This window comes from Staphylococcus cohnii subsp. cohnii (genome assembly GCF_002902365.1).
GTDB lineage: Bacteria > Bacillota > Bacilli > Staphylococcales > Staphylococcaceae > Staphylococcus > Staphylococcus cohnii.
The window spans coordinates 42,041-59,737 of the sequence record NZ_PPQC01000024.1; the positions used below are offsets into that span (position 1 = coordinate 42,041).

Sequence of the window (17,697 nt, forward strand, 5' to 3'; positions counted from 1 at the left end):
TTCACTACATTAAAACTTATCATCTATTCGACAAACAAATATAACTTTCTTACATAAGTGAGCAACAACTACTCGAATTAAGTAAATCCTACTCCCTGATAAATATGCACGGCTAAAATCGTAAAATTTTAATTAAAAAAAGAGCTAATCATTTAAGATTAGCTCTCTTTTTATGAGAATGAGATGCAATTTAACATACTCAACGACAATACATTTTATTGTAATACATTACTCTAAATTAGCATGATTACTTTGCATCGTTTCTTCATCGACTTTAAGTTCGTTCATTAAATCTAGTACTAGACTATCTAAAAAGACTTGTGCTGCTTGTTCAAACAAACTGCCTAAAGGTTGTGCAGATCCTTCTGCATCATATTTTGTACCTGCAGGAAGTTCTATAACGGTATTAGCCAATGCACCAATTGCCGAATTCGGATTCGTAGATAATAACACGACTTCTGCATCGACAGATTTTGCTTTTTCAACTAATAATCTCAAATGTTCCGTTGAACCTGAACCCGAAATGACAATAAATAAATCATTTTCAGTAATTGAAGGTGTAGTCGATTCACCAACAACATAAGCAAATTTTCCAAGTTGATTTAAACGCATAGCAAAACTATTTGCTACAAATCCAGAACGTCCTTTACCTGCTACAAAAACATGATTTGCTTTAGTCACTTGTGCTAAAAAAGCTTGTGTTTCACTATCTTTAACATGAGATAACGTATGATCTAACTCGTCTAAAATCAAACGATAATTTGTAATTTCGCTCATCTTATCTACCTTCAATCGCATCTCTACATTGTTTTGCTGCTTCAACTGGATCATCCGCGTTAGCAATACCGCCACCAACTACAACTAAATCTGGATCCTCAGCTACGACTTCTTTAATTGTATCTGGTTTAATACCACCAATTACAGCAACTTTAGAATTGTTAATTACGGATTTAACTTGTCTTAAACTTTCTAATGGAGATTCACCTTCTGCTTGTAAATCATAACCAGTATGAACAGCGATGTAATCTGCACCTAATTCGTCTAATTCTTTAGCACGTTTTTGTAAGTCTTGTACTGCAATCATGTCTACAAGTAATTCTTTATTATTTTTATGTGCTTCGTCTACTGCAGCTTTAATAGAAGCATCTTCTGCGACACCTAAAATTGTAACGACATCTGCACCAAATTTAACAGCTTGGCTTACTTCATAATCTGACGCATCCATAATTTTTAAATCTGCAAGTACTTTCACACCATCTATATTATTATCTAAATGTTGTACAGCCGGTAAACCTTCATTAATTACGATAGGTGTACCAATTTCTACAATATCAACATAGTCTTTAACTTTATTTGCAAGTTCTGCCGCTTCCTCTTTATTTAATAAATCAATTGCTAGTTGTAATTCCAAAATGATCATCCCTTCTTGATTTAATGATAGGCATGGAAATCATGACCTAACTTACTTTATTTAAAAACTTACACATAAACTATTTACCCTTACTATGATGATTTAAACTGAGAGATTATAAGCGTGGTGCTGCAGCGTCATCAACGTAAATTTCGACATCTGGATGTGCAAGCAATATTGTAGCTGGCACGTCTTTATTTACTTCATGCTTAGCTAATTGTTCAATTGCGGCTCTTTTTTTCTCTCCAAATGCTAACAAAATGATTCTTTTCGCTTTTAAAATTGAAGCCAAACCCATAGATACAGCTTGTTTAGGCACTTCACTTTCACTGTCAAAATAACGACTATTTGCATTGATTGTACTAGTTGTTAAATCTACAACTTGAGTTGTGCTATTCATATCAGTACCTGGTTCATTAAAGCCGATATGACCATTTTCACCTATACCTAATATTTGTATATCCAGTGGCCCTTTTTGATTGATTAAATCTTCGTATCTTTTCGTTTCTGCCATTAAGTTATCTGCGGCTCCATTTGGAATGTGTATCAAAGATTTTGTGAAATGTGGATAACGATTAAATAGAATATCGTTCATATATCGATGATAACTTTGCTCATGTGTCGCTGATAAACCGACATATTCATCAAGGTTAAATGTTTCTATTCCAGATACATCTAGTTGATTCTTTTGTAGTAAACTAACTAGAAATTTATAAACTTCGATCATTGTCCCACCGGTAGCTAGTCCTAATTTACTATGCGGTTGTTGGCTCATTTGTTTAAACAATTCACATGCAACATAAAATGAAGCATATTCACTAGAACCTAAATTTGTTATTTTCATGTTATAGCCCTCCCCAATATATTGAATTTATGATTTGTTATAAGCAAAATTTGATGATACTTCTATTATACGTTCTTTTGATCTTTTTTACAGAAAATAGCCATTTAATAAAATACAAATATTATATAAAATGACTAAAGGTATAATGAGCAGACTAATACATTTTCATCGCTGTTTTTAGTAAAATAAATAGATAATCAAATTTTATGTATAAATCTAAGTTGAAATTCACTTTTCAGGTAGAAAATGTTTCAAAGTCAGTTTACACTAAAGATTAGACTAATTATTTTTATTAACACTTGTATAGTACAATTTATTTCATAAAAGTATAGGGTTTTGGAATCAAGGAGGCAAAAGTTTGGAACCAATAATAGATGAAAAAGTACAAACATTACTTTCTTCATATGAAGATAAACCCGTGTATTTACATGTAGAGACGACGAATGGTGCATATGCTGCACATTTTGATCAACGTGTATTTAACGCGGGCACTTTTTTAAGAAATATTCAAGTTACTTTTGAGCATGCACAGCTTAAAGGTGGCAATAAAGATCCGTATCGCGTAGGTTTAAAACTCAAAGATGGCGGTTGGGTCTACGTTCAAGGTTTAACACACTACGAAATAAATGAACATGGTGAGTTTCTATTAGCTGGTTTTAATTATGAAGGTCAATTAGCAGCTGCTTTAGAAATAAGCACTCAACCATTTAAAGCATAAGGAGGATGAATCATGACAGAGGAAAGCCATGTATTAGTTATATTTCCACATCCAGATGATGAATCATTCTCATCTGCAGGTACATTGGCGCGTTATATAGATAATGGTGTACCAGTCACATACGCTTGTTTAACATTAGGTCAAATGGGACGTAACTTAGGCAATCCACCATTTGCCACTCGTGAATCTTTACCGGACATTCGTGAAAAAGAATTAGAAGCTGCGATGGCAGCCATTGGTATAACTGATTTGCGCAAAATGGGCTTGCGTGATAAAACTGTAGAATTTGAACCTCACGACGAAATGGATGAGATGGTGCAATCATTAATTGATGAATTAAACCCATCCGTCATCATATCGTTCTACCCTCAGTTTGCAGTACACCCAGACCATGAAGCTACAGCAGAAGCAGTCGTGAGAACTGTGGGACGCATGAAGCCATCAGAAAGACCCCGTCTACAACTTGTTGCATTTAGTAATGACGCGCCTGAAAAATTAGGTGAACCTGACATTCTAAATGAGATCAGTGATTATAAAGAGGTAAAACTTCGTGCTTTTGAAGCACACGCATCTCAAACAGGACCCTTCTTGAAACAACTTGCTACACCTGATGTTTCTGGAGAAGCGCAAAGCTTTTTAGAAGTTGAACCTTATTGGACTTATAACTTTGAATCTTAAGTGGAGGCAATATCATGACAGAATTTGATTTATCAACTCGAGAAGGTCGATGGAAGCATTTTGGTTCAGTTGATCCAATCGAAGGTACAAAACCAACCGTTAAAGAAGAAATGACAGATTTGCAAAGCACGAATAAAAACTACTTATTTGAAATTGAAGAAGTAGGCATTAAAAATCTTGTGTACCCCGTATTAGTAGATCGTTTCCAAACAGCTGGAAACTTCAGTTTTTCAACTAGCCTTAATCAAGATGAAAAAGGTATAAATATGAGCCGCATCCTAGAAAGTGTTGAAAAACACTACGATAATGGCATTGAATTAGATTTTGATTCTTTATATCGTCTTTTGCGTAGCTTACAAGAGCGCATGGAACAAAATGCTGCTGGTGTTGATGTTTCAGCTAAATGGTTCTTTGACCGTCACAGTCCGATCACGAATATCAAAGCAGTAGGTCATGCTGATGTGACATACGGTATGGCGATAGACAAAGACAGTATTACACGCAAAGAAATTACTCTTCAAGCTGCAGTTACAACATTGTGCCCTTGTTCAAAGGAAATCAGTGAGTATTCAGCCCATAACCAGCGCGGTATCATTACAGTTAAAGCTATTTTGAACAACGAAGCTATTTTAACAGATGATTACAAAGAAAAAATCTTAGATGCAATGGAAGCCAATGCAAGTTCTATACTTTATCCTATATTAAAACGACCAGATGAAAAAAGTGTCACTGAACGTGCTTATGAAAATCCAAGGTTTGTTGAAGATTTAATTCGCCTTATCGCAGCAGATTTAGTCGATTTTGATTGGATTGAAGGCTTTGACATTGAATGCAGAAACGAAGAATCTATTCACCAACATGATGCTTTTGCAAAAATAAAATATAGAAAATAGCACTCATAGCTACAAACCAATATAGCTAGTCATCAAAAAATTAGGCTACTGAATTTCTAAATGATATAGAAGTTTAGTAGCCTATTATTTTTGTTTCTAACTTTGTTTTATTTTCAAAAAATTTTCCCAACAATTAAACTTTCTATAGTTACTAAATAATGTTATTTTTCTCCAAATTCATTACTTAAATTTGTAATAGTAAAATTTTAATGGTTCATTTAAAAATACCACCACTAAATATCCCCATCTGCAACTAATTATAAAATAATGTATATTAACTGTTAAATTTTATTAATGTTCTATATACAATTTTCATATTAAAATAATGACAGTAGTAGTTTATAATTAATTTTTATTTTGATGTAAGTGGTGAAATCAATAAAATGGATTATACTTTAAAAACATATCATGCGAAGCATGTCCCTATAAGTCAATTAAGCAGACCACATTTTCTGCATATTTTTTTAATAACAGAAGGAGAATTTATGGCTTTGAAAAACACTACTTTTCATCATTTTAAAGTAGGTGACGTATTTCATATCCATGACTATGAATCCATTAAGCAAATCTCTTTTAACGGTAGTTTAATTTGTCTTTCACTAAATAATTTTTACTATTATCAATACTTTCAGCAACTAAATTTTGATGCTATTGAACATATATCGATTAAAAAAGAGAGACGCGTCCAATTTTTAGATATAATTGATGCGATTCAACATCAATCTATAAGTAACTTAAACGAAGCCATTAAACATTTGATTAAAAACATTCAATATTCTGAGTACCATAACTCGCAAAGTTCTGAAATACAATGTAGTTATAAAACATCTTTAATTAAAGATGTGGTTCAATATGTAAATACACATTTAACTACTAAAATAACTTGCAAACAAATCTCTAATTACTTTTTTGTAAACAATAGCTTTCTATCAAGAGAATTTTCAACATCGATGAACTGTAAATTATCTCAATATATTACGTCATCTAAAATTCATGCTTCCGTATGCAATTTGCTTAACGGTGATCATTTAAATATCGTACAACAACGTTACGGTTTTCGTACTCAAAATGAATATTGCTATCTTTTCAACAATGTTATTGGTTGCCATCCTTCCAATATTCAACCCCATTCAAAAAAACGGTCAGAAATTCAACATTTAAAATTCGATTTTTATCAACAATTTCAATCTAACGCATAAAAGTAAAATATTAAAAGTGTGGTGACAACATGAATACTATTATTTATGAAGAAAAAAGAGGGTTGATTAATAAAGTGGTGAAACAAAATTTGAATCTTACTATTTCCGAAGTAATCATTTTGGATAAATTACTCTATCTCAATAAAAATAAAATAAATGCTATTGAATTGAAAAAGTTATTGCAAGTCCAAAATTCACCTGTTTCTTCACAAATCAATCATTTTATCGAACTTAATCTTTTAAAAAAGTCTCGAGATCAATCTGATGAAAGATGTATTTATTTGCATGATATCAAGTTAGCAGAAATTAAACAGCTGATTGAACAATATCATTTAATTGTTGATTCAATACTTCACAGTAGTGCTTAATTCATTACCAACAACATAAGAGCGCATATAAAATCAAATTAACGTTTGATTTTATATGCGCTCCAAAAGCCTTTAGATTAAGTACGTCGTATGATACAACTTTTATAATAATCTTTTAATCAAAAATAACTTCATATTATTTCAAATGTTCATACGGACTATTTTTTACAAACGAAATAATTTGATCTACAAATAATCTCGAACGTAATTGAAACTCCTCATTATCCAAATAATAAGTACCATCATCTAATTTATTATAATCTGTATCATGTGTCGCAATCTGCGTTGGTACTGCGATTCCAAGTAATGAACGTACAATCAAACGTAAATGAGACAATGGCTCAGAGCTTACAATACCACCACTGTTGCCGATTAATCCCACTGGTTTCATTTTAAAATCATCCATCGTTAAATGATCTAATGCATTTTTTAAAATACCGGAATATGAACCATGGTAGTTTGGTGTTCCTAATACAAAGAAATCTGCATTTCGCGCTTTAGTTTGTAATAATGTTAAATTATTTTTATATACTTCACTTGGCGAAGATACGCCAGAAACATCCAATTGATGAATTGGATGTTCTGCTAAATCAAAAATTTCCACCTCAAAATATTGGTCTTCAAAATGACCTTTTAAATAATGGGCTAAGGCATTCGTATGCGAGCCCATTTTAGCACTCCCTATTATGATTAATCCTTTCATCTATACTTTCACCTCATGCTATGATTTGTTATTTTCTCTAAGTAGTTTCATTATCGCTTTACCCACACCACTTTGTTCATTAGAATCTGTTTCATATTTTGCGATTGCTTTAACTTCTGGTGCCGCATTTTCCATAGCGACTGAATAGCCAACGCGCTCCAACATTGAAACATCATTCATATTATCACCGATTGCCATAACATTTTTCATATCAATATTTAGACGCTCTGCAATCGTGTTTAAAGCAATACCTTTTTGTGCATCTGAATGCGTAATTTCTATATTTCCACGTGATGAAGAAGAAACTGCCAAACTTTCTGATTTTGCTAATGTTTCACTAACTCGATCAATTTTTTCTAAATCACTATCAAAAGCTAATATTTTCATTACAATTTCACCAGGCGTATCTTGAATTTTGTCATAATTATCAACTACTTTTAACGTACCGTTATCAATACGTTTTTGAATACCACTTTTTATTTTTTCTACATCTGCTTCTTGTCCTGCACGTTGTGCAATATCAATATAAATTTCTAAGTCCCGCAATGGATTTTCAGTATAGATGCCTAAATTCGTATAAACTTGATAGAAAATGTTTTCTTTATTTAATTCTTCAGTAATTCGATTTATAAGTTCTCTGTTTAAATTTGAAGTGCTCATAATATTAAATGTTTCATCTCTTACTTCTGCACCGTTCAAACAAATATATGGCACTTTTAAATCTGTTTGATTGATTGGTGCATTTGCTTCATAAAATGCACGTCCAGTAGCAATTACTACTGTGATGCCTTGTGATTGTGCAAATTTGATAGCTTGGATATTGTCTTCTGATATTTCATGTGCAGCGTTCAATAACGTACCATCCATATCTGTTGCAATTAAATTTATCATTGGCTTACCTCGTTTCTACTTTATCTCAATAACACCTATTTAATGACACATTCATCATTTGCCATAATTTTGTAACACATTCATATTTTACCAAAAGTTTCACTATTTGTATTATCCTCTGTTCGTATGATTTTCTTCTTTTGTCTAATATCTTTAAAAAATGTTTTCAATAAATGGCTACATTCCTCTGCTAATACACCTGTAGTAATTTTTGCGCGATGATTAAATCTCGATTCTTGCAAGAGATTCATCAAGCTACCTGCACAGCCACCTTTTAAGTCTTGTGCCCCATAAATCACTTCGGGAATACGACTCATGACGATCGCGCCGGAACACATCACACAAGGCTCTAAAGTAACATAAAGTTTGCAGGATGCTAACCTCCAACTATTAAGCTGTTTGGCAGCCTTTTGAATCGCAATATGTTCAGCGTGTGCAGTAGGATCTTGGGTGGATTCTCGTAAATTGTGCGCCCGTGAAATGACTTCATTATCTTTCACAACAATGGCGCCTATTGGTACTTCTCCAATAGCACTAGCTTTTCGCGCTTCTTCTAGCGCAATTTTCATATAAAATTGGTCAGTATACATGTGTCTATCACCTCACATATGGTACAATATTTATTGTCTATTTTAACATTGGAGCGGTAAAAACATGAAAAAACAATTTATTGCTGTTGAAGGACCGATCGGTGTCGGTAAATCTTCACTAGCACATAAGCTTAGTCAAACTTTTAATTATTATGAAGAAAAAGAAATTGTAAATGAAAATCCTTTTTTATCCGATTTTTATGAAGACATTTCCAAATGGAGTTTCCAAACAGAAATGTTCTTTTTATGTAATCGTTACAAACAATTTCAAGATCTTGAAGCAATTCAAACTGGTATCGTAAGCGATTACCATATTTATAAAAATAAAATATTTGCAAATAATACTTTAACACCTTCTGAATTCGATAAATTTTCTAGAATTTACGATATTTTAACTGAAGATTTGGAAATGCCAAATGCGATTATCTTTCTAGATGCAGATTTAGAAGTATTGAAAAAGCGCATCGCATTACGCAATCGTAGCTTCGAACATCAGATAGAAGACTACTACTTACTTAATTTAAAACGTGATTATAATGCATATTATCGTTCATTAAAAGCAGATGGTGAAAGTGTGATTCGAATAGATACGACTGATTTAGATTTCATGAAGCAAGAAAATGATTATAATTATATTTTAAATTTAGTGCAACCATTGATTGGAGGAAAAGATGATGAATAAATACGGTATCCCTCAAGATGCTGTGATAACAATCGCTGGTACAGTCGGCGTTGGAAAATCAACATTAACGAAAGCTTTAGCACAAAGATTAAATTTCAAAACATCTTTTGAAAATGTAGATCACAATCCTTATTTGGATAAGTTTTATAGTGATTTTGAACGATGGAGCTTTCATTTACAAATATATTTTTTAGCTGAGCGTTTCAAAGAACAAAAGCGTATGTTTGAATACGGTGGTGGTTTTATCCAAGACCGCTCAATATACGAAGATGTAGATATTTTTGCTAAGATGCATGAAGAACAAGGCACAATGAGCCCAGAAGACTTTAACACATACTCTGAACTATTTAATGCTATGGTCATGACGCCTTACTTCCCAAAACCAGATGTACTTATTTATTTAGAATGTGATTATGATGAAGTGATTGATCGCATCAAACAACGTGGTCGCCAAATGGAAATTGAAACAGATCCAGAATATTGGCAAAAATTATTCAAACGTTATGAAGACTGGATTAGTGAATTCAATGCGTGTCCAGTTGTAAGAGTAAACATTAATGAATATGATTTACATGCAGATCCAGAATCCTTAAATCCTGTCATTGATAAAATCCGTCACATCATTGAAACTTATCGCAATGTAGATCAACGATAATATGCTTATTGCTTAAAACATTTGCAAGATCAAGAATACTACCGTGTAAAACAGATTTTGTAATGTGGAAAAAATACAGGACAACAATTTCTTTTGAAAGAAATCTTTTTTTTCCTGGACGCACCATCAAGTTAACCCATTTACTTGAGCTGTCGCTCATGCATAAGTCCCACTAACCCAACAAGTTGGGAAGTGGGACTTTATTCAATATGTTTACGATATATAATCTTTTCTATCTCATCTTCATCTACATATTTACTATAATAATATTCATCTGTTTGGTCGAGACCAAATGTACTTGCTTTATCTTCATCTTCAGTTCCAATATACAATTGACCCTCTACGTCTTGATATAAATCAAAAATAGCACCACTATATCTTGCTTCTTGATATAATTCATAAAGTTCATCAACATCGTCTCTGGCTACATGTTTATAATATAATGTATGCGTAGCGTGACGATATGTTTGGGCTTCAAAACCATGTTCTGTAGCTCGTTCATCCTCAGTAACTAACAATACTTCATTACTTACAATTTCTACCACTTTATATGTTTCTCCACGATAAGTTGCATATCTTCCATCAATCATTCAATCACCCCATTTTCTTTTTATATAAAAAGAGGCTGAAACATAATGGATTCGTACCAACCTCATTTCATATTGCCAGTAGATGACTGAACTGAAAATACGCTTTAAATCAAACTTTTTTCAATTCTAGTCATCATTACTGGCGTGCGACGACAAAATCTATTTAACATAATTAGATTTCTGTTCCACTCCCATATTTTGTGCATCATTTCTATTATTATAATATATCGACGACACTATTTGCAGTTTCAAATATATAATCTGCTTGATCAAAAGAATCTTTTAAACCAACACCTGTTAACACTGCAACTTTCAACCCTAACTTGGCATTGATGCCAGTTTGGATATCATTCGCAGTATCACCTATAATTGCTACATTTTCAGGTTCTACATTATATCTATAAAAAAGCGGATTCAACACTTCTGGATTTGGTTTTTCAACGGCATCCGCTTCGGTAGAAATTACAATATCGAAATAATGGTCGAATTGTGTGTATTCCAAAAATTGCTCTACCCCTTTTTTAGAATCACTTGTCACAATACCTAATTTGTAACCTCTTTGTTTTAACGTATCTAATGTTTCGCTGATACCTTCAACTAAAACATTTTCTGGCACCCTATTATCAACAAGTGTTTGACTTCTTTGTTGTGCCCAACTTGTTACATCTTGATTGGCAATTTTACAAAATGCCTCAATCATTTCATCCAATGCTCCTGACGCCATAATTGTACCTGGTTGAATTTCACCATCTATGATACCTAAATACGCGTAGCTTTCATCTATATTAGCAATCGAATCCTTATATGTTTCCATAAAGTCATCAACGAGTTGCAGTCCTATTTTCATCCAACTGCGATCAAAGTATATGATTGTACCGTCTTTATCAAATAATATCCATTCCATGTTTACAACAGCTCCTATGTTAAACAATATGTATCACTCAATTTACTACTTAATCTTAATATAAAAATCGTTCTTAAAACAAATAACTCAACTAACACACTGACTATGAACACTGTTTAAAAACTAATATTTAGGCTATGACGTATAGTAATACCACAAAAGAGGTGAAAATATTGGCACCTAATCATAATATTCAAATAGAAACCATTTCTTGCGACAGTGATGATTCGATTCCCAATAACTCCAGATATGCATTACTGCTATATAAAAATGTAATCAAGCAAAAAGAAAGCCCTCTAGATATTTTATCTAAGAACAATTGGTCAAATGCTTGGCGTGGCGGCATATTTCCAATACATCATTATCACAGCAATACACATGAAGTACTTATTGTTGTTTCAGGAAAGGCCACCGTACAACTAGGTGGTAAACTTGGTCCTACTGTAGATATACAACAGGGTGATGTCATTATCATACCAGCTGGTTTTGGCCATAAACTTGTTCATAGCCATCATGCTTTTGCAGTCATAGGTGCTTATCCAAATGGTAATGATTATGATTTTTGTACAGGGAAACCTGAGGAATGGCCGCAAAATTTAGAGAACATCAAAAACACAAGCTTACCTGACACAGACCCAATATATGGCAAGGATGGCCCACTATATCAATATTGGCAATAAGTTAAACCATCACTGCCCTACTGCTGATAGTTTTCAAACAAAAAAGAAGGAGCAAGACGCTGAAATCTTTGTTAAATTAGATTTCTGACTTGCTCCTTTTATTGTAATATCTATTGCTATCGATTTTTAATAGAAGTTAATATCTTGGTACGACTACTCTCCAGCCGTTCGGATCATCAAGTTTACCACTTTGAATACCAACATAGTTATCATATAAATTTTGAGTTACTTCCCCTGTTTCATTATTATTGATAACGATTTCAGTATCGCCGTATTTCAATTGACCAACTGGCGAAATAACCGCTGCTGTTCCAGTACCGAAGACTTCAGTTAATGTTCCATTATGATGTGCTTCAATCAGCTCATCGATAGATACACGACGTTCTTCTACCTCATAACCTAGGTTTTGCGCTAATTCAATGACTGTTTTTCGTGTAATACCTGGTAAAATACTACCATTTAATTCTGGTGTAACCACTTTACCATTTTCTACAAAGAAGATATTCATACTGCCGACTTCTTCAACATATTTCTGCTCTACGCCATCTAGCCATAATACTTGATCATAGCCTTGTGCCGAAGCATTTGTTTGTGCTAAAAGGCTAGCTGCATAGTTACCAGCGACTTTTGCATGACCAACGCCGCCACGGACTGCACGTACATATTCATCTTCCACATAAATTTTTGTAGGATTTAAAGAGTCACCGCCGTAATATGAACCTGAAGGTGATAGAATGATTAATAATTTATATGAATATGAAGGTCGTACGCCTAAAATACCTTCTGTAGCAAATACATAGGGTCTTATGTATAATGATTGACCTTCCCCTTCTGGCACCCAATCACGTTCGATATCTACTAATTGTTTTAAACCTTCTAACAAGGTATCTTCATCAACTTTAGGCATATCTAGACGTGCCAATGAATTATTAATACGTTTAAAATTTTCAGATGGGCGGAATAAATCTACCTCACCATCATGTTTGTAGGCTTTCAATCCTTCAAATACTGCTTGTCCATAATGTAACGCTTGGGCTGCTGGAGAAAGTTCAATTGGTCCATAAGGCACAATTTTCAAATCATGCCATCCTTGATCAATATCATAATCGAAACTGAGCATATAATCTGTGAAATATTCTCCAAATCCTAAATTACTTGGATCCGGTTTTTCTTTTAGGCTTTCACGCTGTATCAATTTAATTTTTTCTGACATGACTGTTTCCTCCAATGTTCTATTAATAGGTAATACATTAAATTATACCAATCAGAATAGTTTCGTTCAATAATTTTCAAAAAATTTAAAAAATAACAACATCTTTAAGCTACACTTATTAAATCAAGGGTATCATCATATAAAAAAATAGTACATAAATGGCTCTGATTAAAGTAAAAATGTCCATGTATTTTAAACATTCGCATTTATATACCGTAATTTATTAATAAAAATTAAGTTTACAGTTTTCATTGATCATATGTATTGAACAATGCGAAAGTAGGCTTGTTTTTAAGATTAAGGCTTATCAATTGCATTAAATTGTCACAGTGCTACCTTTTACAGAAATAAGAAAGTGAAAGATTATAGATTTAAAATATGTAAAGCAAACTCTAGACAAGCATATCCAATCAAAATTGTAAAAATTTAAGTATCAAAAAGCGCTAACCAAAATGGATTAGCGCTTTTATTTTGAAATGTTTATTATGTGTTAATAACTGCTTCATCATTCATTGCAAAAATAATTATCTAACTTTATCTTTTTCCGAAATTTCTTTAAGCATCACTTCTGTCATTTTAGCCAAATCATATTTAGGATTAAAGTCCCATTCTGCTCTAGCACAACTAGTGTCGATACTATTTGGCCAACTATCTGCAATACCTTGTCTGTCTGGGTCAACTTCATAATTTAATTTAAAATCTGGGTAATGTTCTTGAATTGCCGCTTTGACCATTTCTGGTTCAATGCTCATTGCACTCAAATTATAAGCATTACGATTAATTAATTTCACACCATCTGCTTCCATTAGCTTGATAATTGCATCAACCGCATCTTCCATATACATCATATCCATAAATGTATCTTTAGCAATATAGCTTGTATACTGTCCTTCACGAACTGCTTTAAAATAAATATCTACAGCATAATCTGTTGTACCGCCACCAGGCTCTTTAATATGTGATATTAATCCAGGGAATCTAACACTTCTTGTATCTACACCAAATTTATCAAAATAATATTGACATAATAATTCACCAGCAACCTTGTTAACACCATACATAGAAGTTGGTCGTTGAATCGTAACTTGTGGTGTGTTTACTTTCGGTGTTGATGGTCCAAATGCGCCAATTGAACTTGGTGTAAAGAACTGTAAATCATATTCTCGAGCTACTTCTAAAGCATTTAAAAGACCACCCATATTTAAATCCCATGCAAATTGCGGATTTTTTTCGGCCGTTGCAGATAATAGTGCGGCCATATGCATTAAAGTATCCGGTTTGAAGGACTCAAGGATTTCCGTCATTTTGTTTTTATCTGTAACATCTAAAATTTCAAATGAGCCATCAGCAATAGCTGAACCAGCTTCTGGCTCTCTAATATCTGTAGCAAGCACATTGTCGTTTCCATATAACCCTCTACATTTTACGACGAGCTCCGTACCAATTTGACCTAAAGCACCTGTAATCATTATCTTTTTCATAATCAAAAACTCCCTTGTTTATTACAGAAAATGTAATGTATTTTTGTAGTGGACAAACATCTAGAATTTATAAATATTGTACTATAAAAGCGCTTTTTTGTATACCACGAGTGTACATAAATCAATTTGTTATAATTTAATGATATTATAGATAAAAACTGATTATTGTTAAGTTTTTATCTCAATTCATGAGAAAACTTTATCATATGTTGCTTTTGACATTTCCTTATGAATTTGATATAAATCAAACAAATACATTACGTGGAGATGATGATATTTTGCATAACAATGCTTCATTATTAATACAAAGCAATTACTATCTATAGTATGATGCTTTGTTTAAAATTTCTTTTCACAAAGCATCTTTTGCTTTTAAGAATTATAATGTGAAAGGAATTTAAAAAATTGGAAAAACAACTTTATCCATATCAATTTAACTATATCAAAGAACGCATCGCACATTTACTGAATACTTATAAATCTGTAAATGACTTAAATACAATTACTTCTATAAAAGAAACAACCAAAGAAGACATTTATCAACAATTTCATCAAACAGACGATACGCTGATTGAAGCTATTGATAAATTAATGAATATACGCATTTCTAAAACTCAAGTAGATAAGATATTAGCAACTTTACAAACATATGTCAGACCATTTGAACATCCTTCAAAGAAGCAGATTGAAAAAACTTTTCGTAAAATCAAAAAGCTTAAATCACCACTTATTAGTGATGAAATTCTTTTGGAAAGTACTTATATTGGATGGAACGATATCGCTTCTGGTAAACCGGTATAACTCATCACAAGTGAAAATAATGCCGAAGCAGTGATTAAGAATAAAATCATACCGCTAATTTCAGCTGTTTCTTTGATAACGTTGGATAATTGTTTGATTTTTAAACTTTTATAAATCAACGAAAGCACTACAGAATATAAAACTGCGACTGCTGCACCTTCTGTTGCTGTAAAGATACCTCCGACAATACCTCCGATAACCACTACAATTAAAAACAAACTTGGTAAGGCATCCAATGTTAAGAATAATCTATCTTTCCAACTTATTTTCTCTGATACTTTATAACCTTGTTTTTTCGCCATTACATAAGCAACAATCATACAAGCAATACCCCATAAAATGCCTGGAATATAACCCGCAATAAATAATGCTGCAATGGATGTCCCGCCGCTGACTAATGAATAAACAATCAATAGTGAACTCGGTGGGATGAGTAAACCTGAAGGTGCTGATGCGATATTTGCTGCTGCTGAGTATTCTTTCTTATAACCTTGTGTTTTTTCCATAGGTCCCATTATACGACCCATGGCAGCTGCTGCAGCTACACTAGAACCAGAAATGGATCCAAAGAGCATATTACCAACGATATTGGTATGGGCTAATGATCCTGGTAATCTACCAACGAGCACCTTCGCAAAGTTAACTAATCTAAATGCTATACCGCCGTTGTTCATAATGATACCCGCTAGCATCGTAAAATCATCAATACCAGTTACCATACGCTGTGCTGCAGTTACGATAGTGACATCAAATGGTAAAATTAATAACAGCGTGATAATAGAACTTAAAATAATTGCTAATGCAATAGGTAAGCCAATGATAAGAAAAATGAAGAAAGTGATGAATAATACTAATCCTGCAATTGTTGTCATAAGCCATCACCGCCTTCAAGCTCATCACGCGCTTGAACTGTAGTCATTTCCTCTTTACTTAATAAATTATAAAATGCATAAAAAATAATAAATATTCCTGAAACAGGCAATGCGCCATACATCGCTGCCATTGATAAACCTGTTGACGGTGCAATTTGAGACCAAGTCAATTTCACAACTTCAAAACCGCCCCAAATCATGAGCACGAGTGCCACGATAATTAATATAATGTCCGAAATCTTTTCCAAGTATAGCTGTACTTTTTCAGGTAATTTTTCTCTGATAAATACAATGGCAATATGCTGTTTAATCCCAAAGACATAACTTGCACTCAATAGCCCAAACCATATCAACAAGAATCTAACAATTTCTTCACTCGTCGTACTTGGTGTGTTAAAAATAAAGCGTGTTGCAACTTGATAAATCGATAAGATAACCATTACAAAAAGCGTAATACCAGCCAGCGTTAACAACAATTTATCAATGATTTGCTTTGCTTTTTTCATAGCGCTGTTCCTCCTTCTCGATTAGTTTATAATCCTCTTTCGTATCCGGATTATTTTTAAATTCATCTTGAAGAGGTTTAGAAGTCGCTTTAAATGTAGACTTGTCTACATCATGAAATTTCACGCCCATTTTTTCTGTCGCTGTTTTTTTAGCATCGCTCACTGCTTTATCCCAAATAACTTCATGTTTTTTTGTGGAATAATCCGCAGCATCTTCTAACCATTTTTGTTGTTGTTTCGTCAAGCTATCATAAGTTTCTTTGTTCATAATTAAAATATCGGGCACGGTTGCATGTTCTGTGTAGTAATAATTTTTAGCAACTTCACCATGGTTATTCGTTGTTAAAGAAGTTTCATTATTTTCTGCTGCATCAATAACACCTGATTGCATTGCAGTATACACTTCACCATAATCCATCGGTGTTGGCGTACCACCTAACGATTTAATTAAATCTACGCTTGTTTTTCCTGGTTGAACACGAATCTTCAAACCTTTCAAATCTTTGTTGTCTTTAATCTTCTTATCTTTCGTGTAGATATTACGCATACCAGCATCATAGTAAGTAATACCTAAAAATCCCTGGTCGCCTGTCGATTTAAAGAAAGCATCTTGTACGTTTTGACGTTTCATTACGTGACGATAATTATCTTCTGACTCAAATAAATATGGCATATTAAATAATGAATATGTTGGTGAAAAACTTTCCAGTGCGCCAGCCGAAACTTTAGTCATTTGAATTGCATTCGTCTGTGTCATTTCTATCGCTTCACGCTCACTACCGAGCTGACCATTCGGATAAATATTCACCTTTATTTGACCATGTGATTCTTTTTCTAATCTATCTTTAAAAATTTTTAATGATTTATGAACAGGATGTTCCGTTGGCTGATTATGCGCTAACATGATTTCTTTTGTCTTTGTTTTAGCAATCGTCTCCTCATTTGTAAGCATCATCAATACCATCCCCATCGTAAAGAATGCGCTTACAAGAAGGAGTGTAAATTTCCTCATAAAGAT

The 17,697-nt window shown here is 33.1% G+C and carries 20 protein-coding genes and 2 pseudogenes; 9 read left to right on the top strand and 13 right to left on the bottom strand.

From position 1 onward, the window contains the following. Positions 1–228 precede the first annotated feature (228 nt). The 3 genes from hxlB to nagB all read right to left on the bottom strand — a co-directional run bounded on the left by hxlB (position 229) and on the right by nagB (position 2,255). Positions 229–777 (bottom strand): 6-phospho-3-hexuloisomerase, encoded by a 549-nt coding sequence (hxlB, locus tag CD032_RS04235; RefSeq protein ID WP_019468216.1) that lies wholly within the window; start codon positions 775–777, stop codon positions 229–231. A gap of 1 nt (position 778) precedes the next feature. Continuing rightward, positions 779–1,411, bottom strand: a complete 633-nt coding sequence (gene hxlA, locus CD032_RS04240) for a 3-hexulose-6-phosphate synthase (RefSeq protein WP_019468217.1) — start codon at positions 1,409–1,411, stop codon at positions 779–781. Positions 1,412–1,526: 115 nt separating this feature from the next. Next, complete coding sequence (nagB, locus tag CD032_RS04245) at positions 1,527–2,255, bottom strand: glucosamine-6-phosphate deaminase (RefSeq protein ID WP_019468218.1); 729 nt, start codon at positions 2,253–2,255, stop codon at positions 1,527–1,529. Positions 2,256–2,613: 358 nt separating this feature from the next. Between nagB and CD032_RS04250 the strand changes: the two genes are divergently transcribed. The 5 genes from CD032_RS04250 (at position 2,614) to CD032_RS04270 (ending at position 6,111) form a co-directional block, all read left to right on the top strand. Continuing rightward, positions 2,614–2,973, top strand: a complete 360-nt coding sequence (locus CD032_RS04250; protein WP_019468219.1) for a YojF family protein — start codon at positions 2,614–2,616, stop codon at positions 2,971–2,973. A 12-nt stretch (positions 2,974–2,985) separates the two neighbouring features. Continuing rightward, on the top strand, positions 2,986–3,651 hold the full coding sequence (bshB2, locus tag CD032_RS04255; RefSeq protein ID WP_019468220.1) for a bacillithiol biosynthesis deacetylase BshB2: 666 nt from the start codon (positions 2,986–2,988) through the stop codon (positions 3,649–3,651). Positions 3,652–3,665: 14 nt separating this feature from the next. Beyond that, positions 3,666–4,544: a GTP cyclohydrolase FolE2 gene (folE2, locus tag CD032_RS04260; protein WP_019468221.1), complete on the top strand. Its 879-nt coding sequence runs from the start codon at positions 3,666–3,668 to the stop codon at positions 4,542–4,544. A gap of 485 nt (positions 4,545–5,029) precedes the next feature. Beyond that, on the top strand, positions 5,030–5,743 hold the full coding sequence (locus tag CD032_RS04265) for a helix-turn-helix transcriptional regulator (protein WP_126116899.1): 714 nt from the start codon (positions 5,030–5,032) through the stop codon (positions 5,741–5,743). A gap of 29 nt (positions 5,744–5,772) precedes the next feature. Further along, positions 5,773–6,111, top strand: a complete 339-nt coding sequence (locus tag CD032_RS04270) for a transcriptional regulator, SarA/Rot family (protein WP_019468223.1) — start codon at positions 5,773–5,775, stop codon at positions 6,109–6,111. Between the two features lie 136 nt (positions 6,112–6,247). Here the strand turns inward: CD032_RS04270 and CD032_RS04275 are convergent, their stop codons facing one another. From CD032_RS04275 to tadA, 3 genes are all read right to left on the bottom strand, one after another. Beyond that, complete coding sequence (locus tag CD032_RS04275) at positions 6,248–6,814, bottom strand: NADPH-dependent FMN reductase (RefSeq protein ID WP_103211207.1); 567 nt, start codon at positions 6,812–6,814, stop codon at positions 6,248–6,250. Between the two features lie 18 nt (positions 6,815–6,832). Continuing rightward, on the bottom strand, positions 6,833–7,705 hold the full coding sequence (locus CD032_RS04280) for a Cof-type HAD-IIB family hydrolase (RefSeq protein ID WP_103211208.1): 873 nt from the start codon (positions 7,703–7,705) through the stop codon (positions 6,833–6,835). A gap of 80 nt (positions 7,706–7,785) precedes the next feature. Beyond that, positions 7,786–8,295, bottom strand: coding sequence for a tRNA adenosine(34) deaminase TadA (gene tadA, locus CD032_RS04285; RefSeq protein WP_019468226.1), 510 nt, complete (start codon positions 8,293–8,295; stop codon positions 7,786–7,788). Positions 8,296–8,359: 64 nt separating this feature from the next. On the opposite strand from tadA, the gene CD032_RS04290 reads away from it, so the two are divergent. Then, positions 8,360–8,977 carry a deoxynucleoside kinase gene (locus tag CD032_RS04290; RefSeq protein WP_103211209.1) on the top strand — a complete coding sequence of 206 codons (618 nt, stop codon included), beginning with the start codon at positions 8,360–8,362 and terminating at the stop codon, positions 8,975–8,977. Then, complete coding sequence (locus tag CD032_RS04295) at positions 8,970–9,632, top strand: deoxynucleoside kinase (protein ID WP_019468228.1); 663 nt, start codon at positions 8,970–8,972, stop codon at positions 9,630–9,632. The genes CD032_RS04290 and CD032_RS04295 overlap by 8 nt, the downstream gene beginning before the upstream one ends. A gap of 200 nt (positions 9,633–9,832) precedes the next feature. Here the strand turns inward: CD032_RS04295 and CD032_RS04300 are convergent, their stop codons facing one another. Together CD032_RS04300 and CD032_RS04305 are read right to left on the bottom strand one after the other, a co-directional pair. Then, entirely contained in the window at positions 9,833–10,222 is a 390-nt protein-coding gene (locus CD032_RS04300) for a UCP033725 family protein (RefSeq protein ID WP_019467890.1), read from the bottom strand. 217 nt (positions 10,223–10,439) lie between these two features. After that, positions 10,440–11,126, bottom strand: a complete 687-nt coding sequence (locus tag CD032_RS04305) for an HAD family hydrolase (protein ID WP_019467889.1) — start codon at positions 11,124–11,126, stop codon at positions 10,440–10,442. Between the two features lie 164 nt (positions 11,127–11,290). Here CD032_RS04305 and CD032_RS04310 point away from each other — a divergent pair, with 164 nt between their 5' ends. After that, a complete protein-coding gene (locus CD032_RS04310; protein WP_307725471.1) occupies positions 11,291–11,806 on the top strand; it encodes a cupin domain-containing protein in 516 nt (171 codons plus the stop codon). A 136-nt stretch (positions 11,807–11,942) separates the two neighbouring features. On the opposite strand, the gene CD032_RS04315 is transcribed toward CD032_RS04310, so the two are convergent. Together CD032_RS04315 and CD032_RS04320 are read right to left on the bottom strand one after the other, a co-directional pair. Continuing rightward, a complete protein-coding gene (locus CD032_RS04315) occupies positions 11,943–13,019 on the bottom strand; it encodes a branched-chain amino acid aminotransferase (RefSeq protein ID WP_019467887.1) in 1,077 nt (358 codons plus the stop codon). Between the two features lie 524 nt (positions 13,020–13,543). Beyond that, positions 13,544–14,500: an NAD-dependent epimerase/dehydratase family protein gene (locus CD032_RS04320; RefSeq protein ID WP_103211211.1), complete on the bottom strand. Its 957-nt coding sequence runs from the start codon at positions 14,498–14,500 to the stop codon at positions 13,544–13,546. A 405-nt stretch (positions 14,501–14,905) separates the two neighbouring features. On the opposite strand from CD032_RS04320, the pseudogene CD032_RS04325 reads away from it, so the two are divergent. Beyond that, positions 14,906–15,292 (top strand): annotated as a pseudogene (locus CD032_RS04325) (elongation factor G-binding protein); the annotation flags it as partial. Here CD032_RS04325 and CD032_RS04330 read toward each other — a convergent pair. From CD032_RS04330 to CD032_RS04340, 3 genes and pseudogenes are all read right to left on the bottom strand, one after another. Next, a pseudogene (locus tag CD032_RS04330) lies at positions 15,274–16,173 on the bottom strand (TRAP transporter large permease); the annotation flags it as partial. The pseudogenes CD032_RS04325 and CD032_RS04330 sit on opposite strands and share 19 nt — an antisense overlap. Continuing rightward, positions 16,170–16,679, bottom strand: coding sequence for a TRAP transporter small permease (locus CD032_RS04335; RefSeq protein WP_019467883.1), 510 nt, complete (start codon positions 16,677–16,679; stop codon positions 16,170–16,172). The gene CD032_RS04335 and the pseudogene CD032_RS04330, both read right to left, overlap by 4 nt. After that, on the bottom strand, positions 16,654–17,691 hold the full coding sequence (locus tag CD032_RS04340) for a TRAP transporter substrate-binding protein (protein ID WP_026034737.1): 1,038 nt from the start codon (positions 17,689–17,691) through the stop codon (positions 16,654–16,656). The genes CD032_RS04335 and CD032_RS04340 overlap by 26 nt, the downstream gene beginning before the upstream one ends. Positions 17,692–17,697 lie beyond the last annotated feature (6 nt).

Coding starts and splice junctions, on each gene's coding strand:
- CD032_RS04290 (WP_103211209.1), top strand. CDS start 8,360: ATGAAAAAACAATTTATTGCTGTTGAAGGACCGATCGGTGTCGGTAAA.
- hxlB (WP_019468216.1), bottom strand. CDS start 777: ATGAGCGAAATTACAAATTATCGTTTGATTTTAGACGAGTTAGATCAT.
- CD032_RS04340 (WP_026034737.1), bottom strand. CDS start 17,691: ATGAGGAAATTTACACTCCTTCTTGTAAGCGCATTCTTTACGATGGGG.
- CD032_RS04275 (WP_103211207.1), bottom strand. CDS start 6,814: ATGAAAGGATTAATCATAATAGGGAGTGCTAAAATGGGCTCGCATACG.
- CD032_RS04305 (WP_019467889.1), bottom strand. CDS start 11,126: ATGGAATGGATATTATTTGATAAAGACGGTACAATCATATACTTTGAT.
- tadA (WP_019468226.1), bottom strand. CDS start 8,295: ATGTATACTGACCAATTTTATATGAAAATTGCGCTAGAAGAAGCGCGA.
- CD032_RS04315 (WP_019467887.1), bottom strand. CDS start 13,019: ATGTCAGAAAAAATTAAATTGATACAGCGTGAAAGCCTAAAAGAAAAA.
- CD032_RS04300 (WP_019467890.1), bottom strand. CDS start 10,222: ATGATTGATGGAAGATATGCAACTTATCGTGGAGAAACATATAAAGTG.
- CD032_RS04270 (WP_019468223.1), top strand. CDS start 5,773: ATGAATACTATTATTTATGAAGAAAAAAGAGGGTTGATTAATAAAGTG.
- CD032_RS04335 (WP_019467883.1), bottom strand. CDS start 16,679: ATGAAAAAAGCAAAGCAAATCATTGATAAATTGTTGTTAACGCTGGCT.
- folE2 (WP_019468221.1), top strand. CDS start 3,666: ATGACAGAATTTGATTTATCAACTCGAGAAGGTCGATGGAAGCATTTT.
- bshB2 (WP_019468220.1), top strand. CDS start 2,986: ATGACAGAGGAAAGCCATGTATTAGTTATATTTCCACATCCAGATGAT.
- CD032_RS04295 (WP_019468228.1), top strand. CDS start 8,970: ATGAATAAATACGGTATCCCTCAAGATGCTGTGATAACAATCGCTGGT.
- CD032_RS04265 (WP_126116899.1), top strand. CDS start 5,030: ATGGCTTTGAAAAACACTACTTTTCATCATTTTAAAGTAGGTGACGTA.
- nagB (WP_019468218.1), bottom strand. CDS start 2,255: ATGAAAATAACAAATTTAGGTTCTAGTGAATATGCTTCATTTTATGTT.
- CD032_RS04280 (WP_103211208.1), bottom strand. CDS start 7,705: ATGATAAATTTAATTGCAACAGATATGGATGGTACGTTATTGAACGCT.
- CD032_RS04320 (WP_103211211.1), bottom strand. CDS start 14,500: ATGAAAAAGATAATGATTACAGGTGCTTTAGGTCAAATTGGTACGGAG.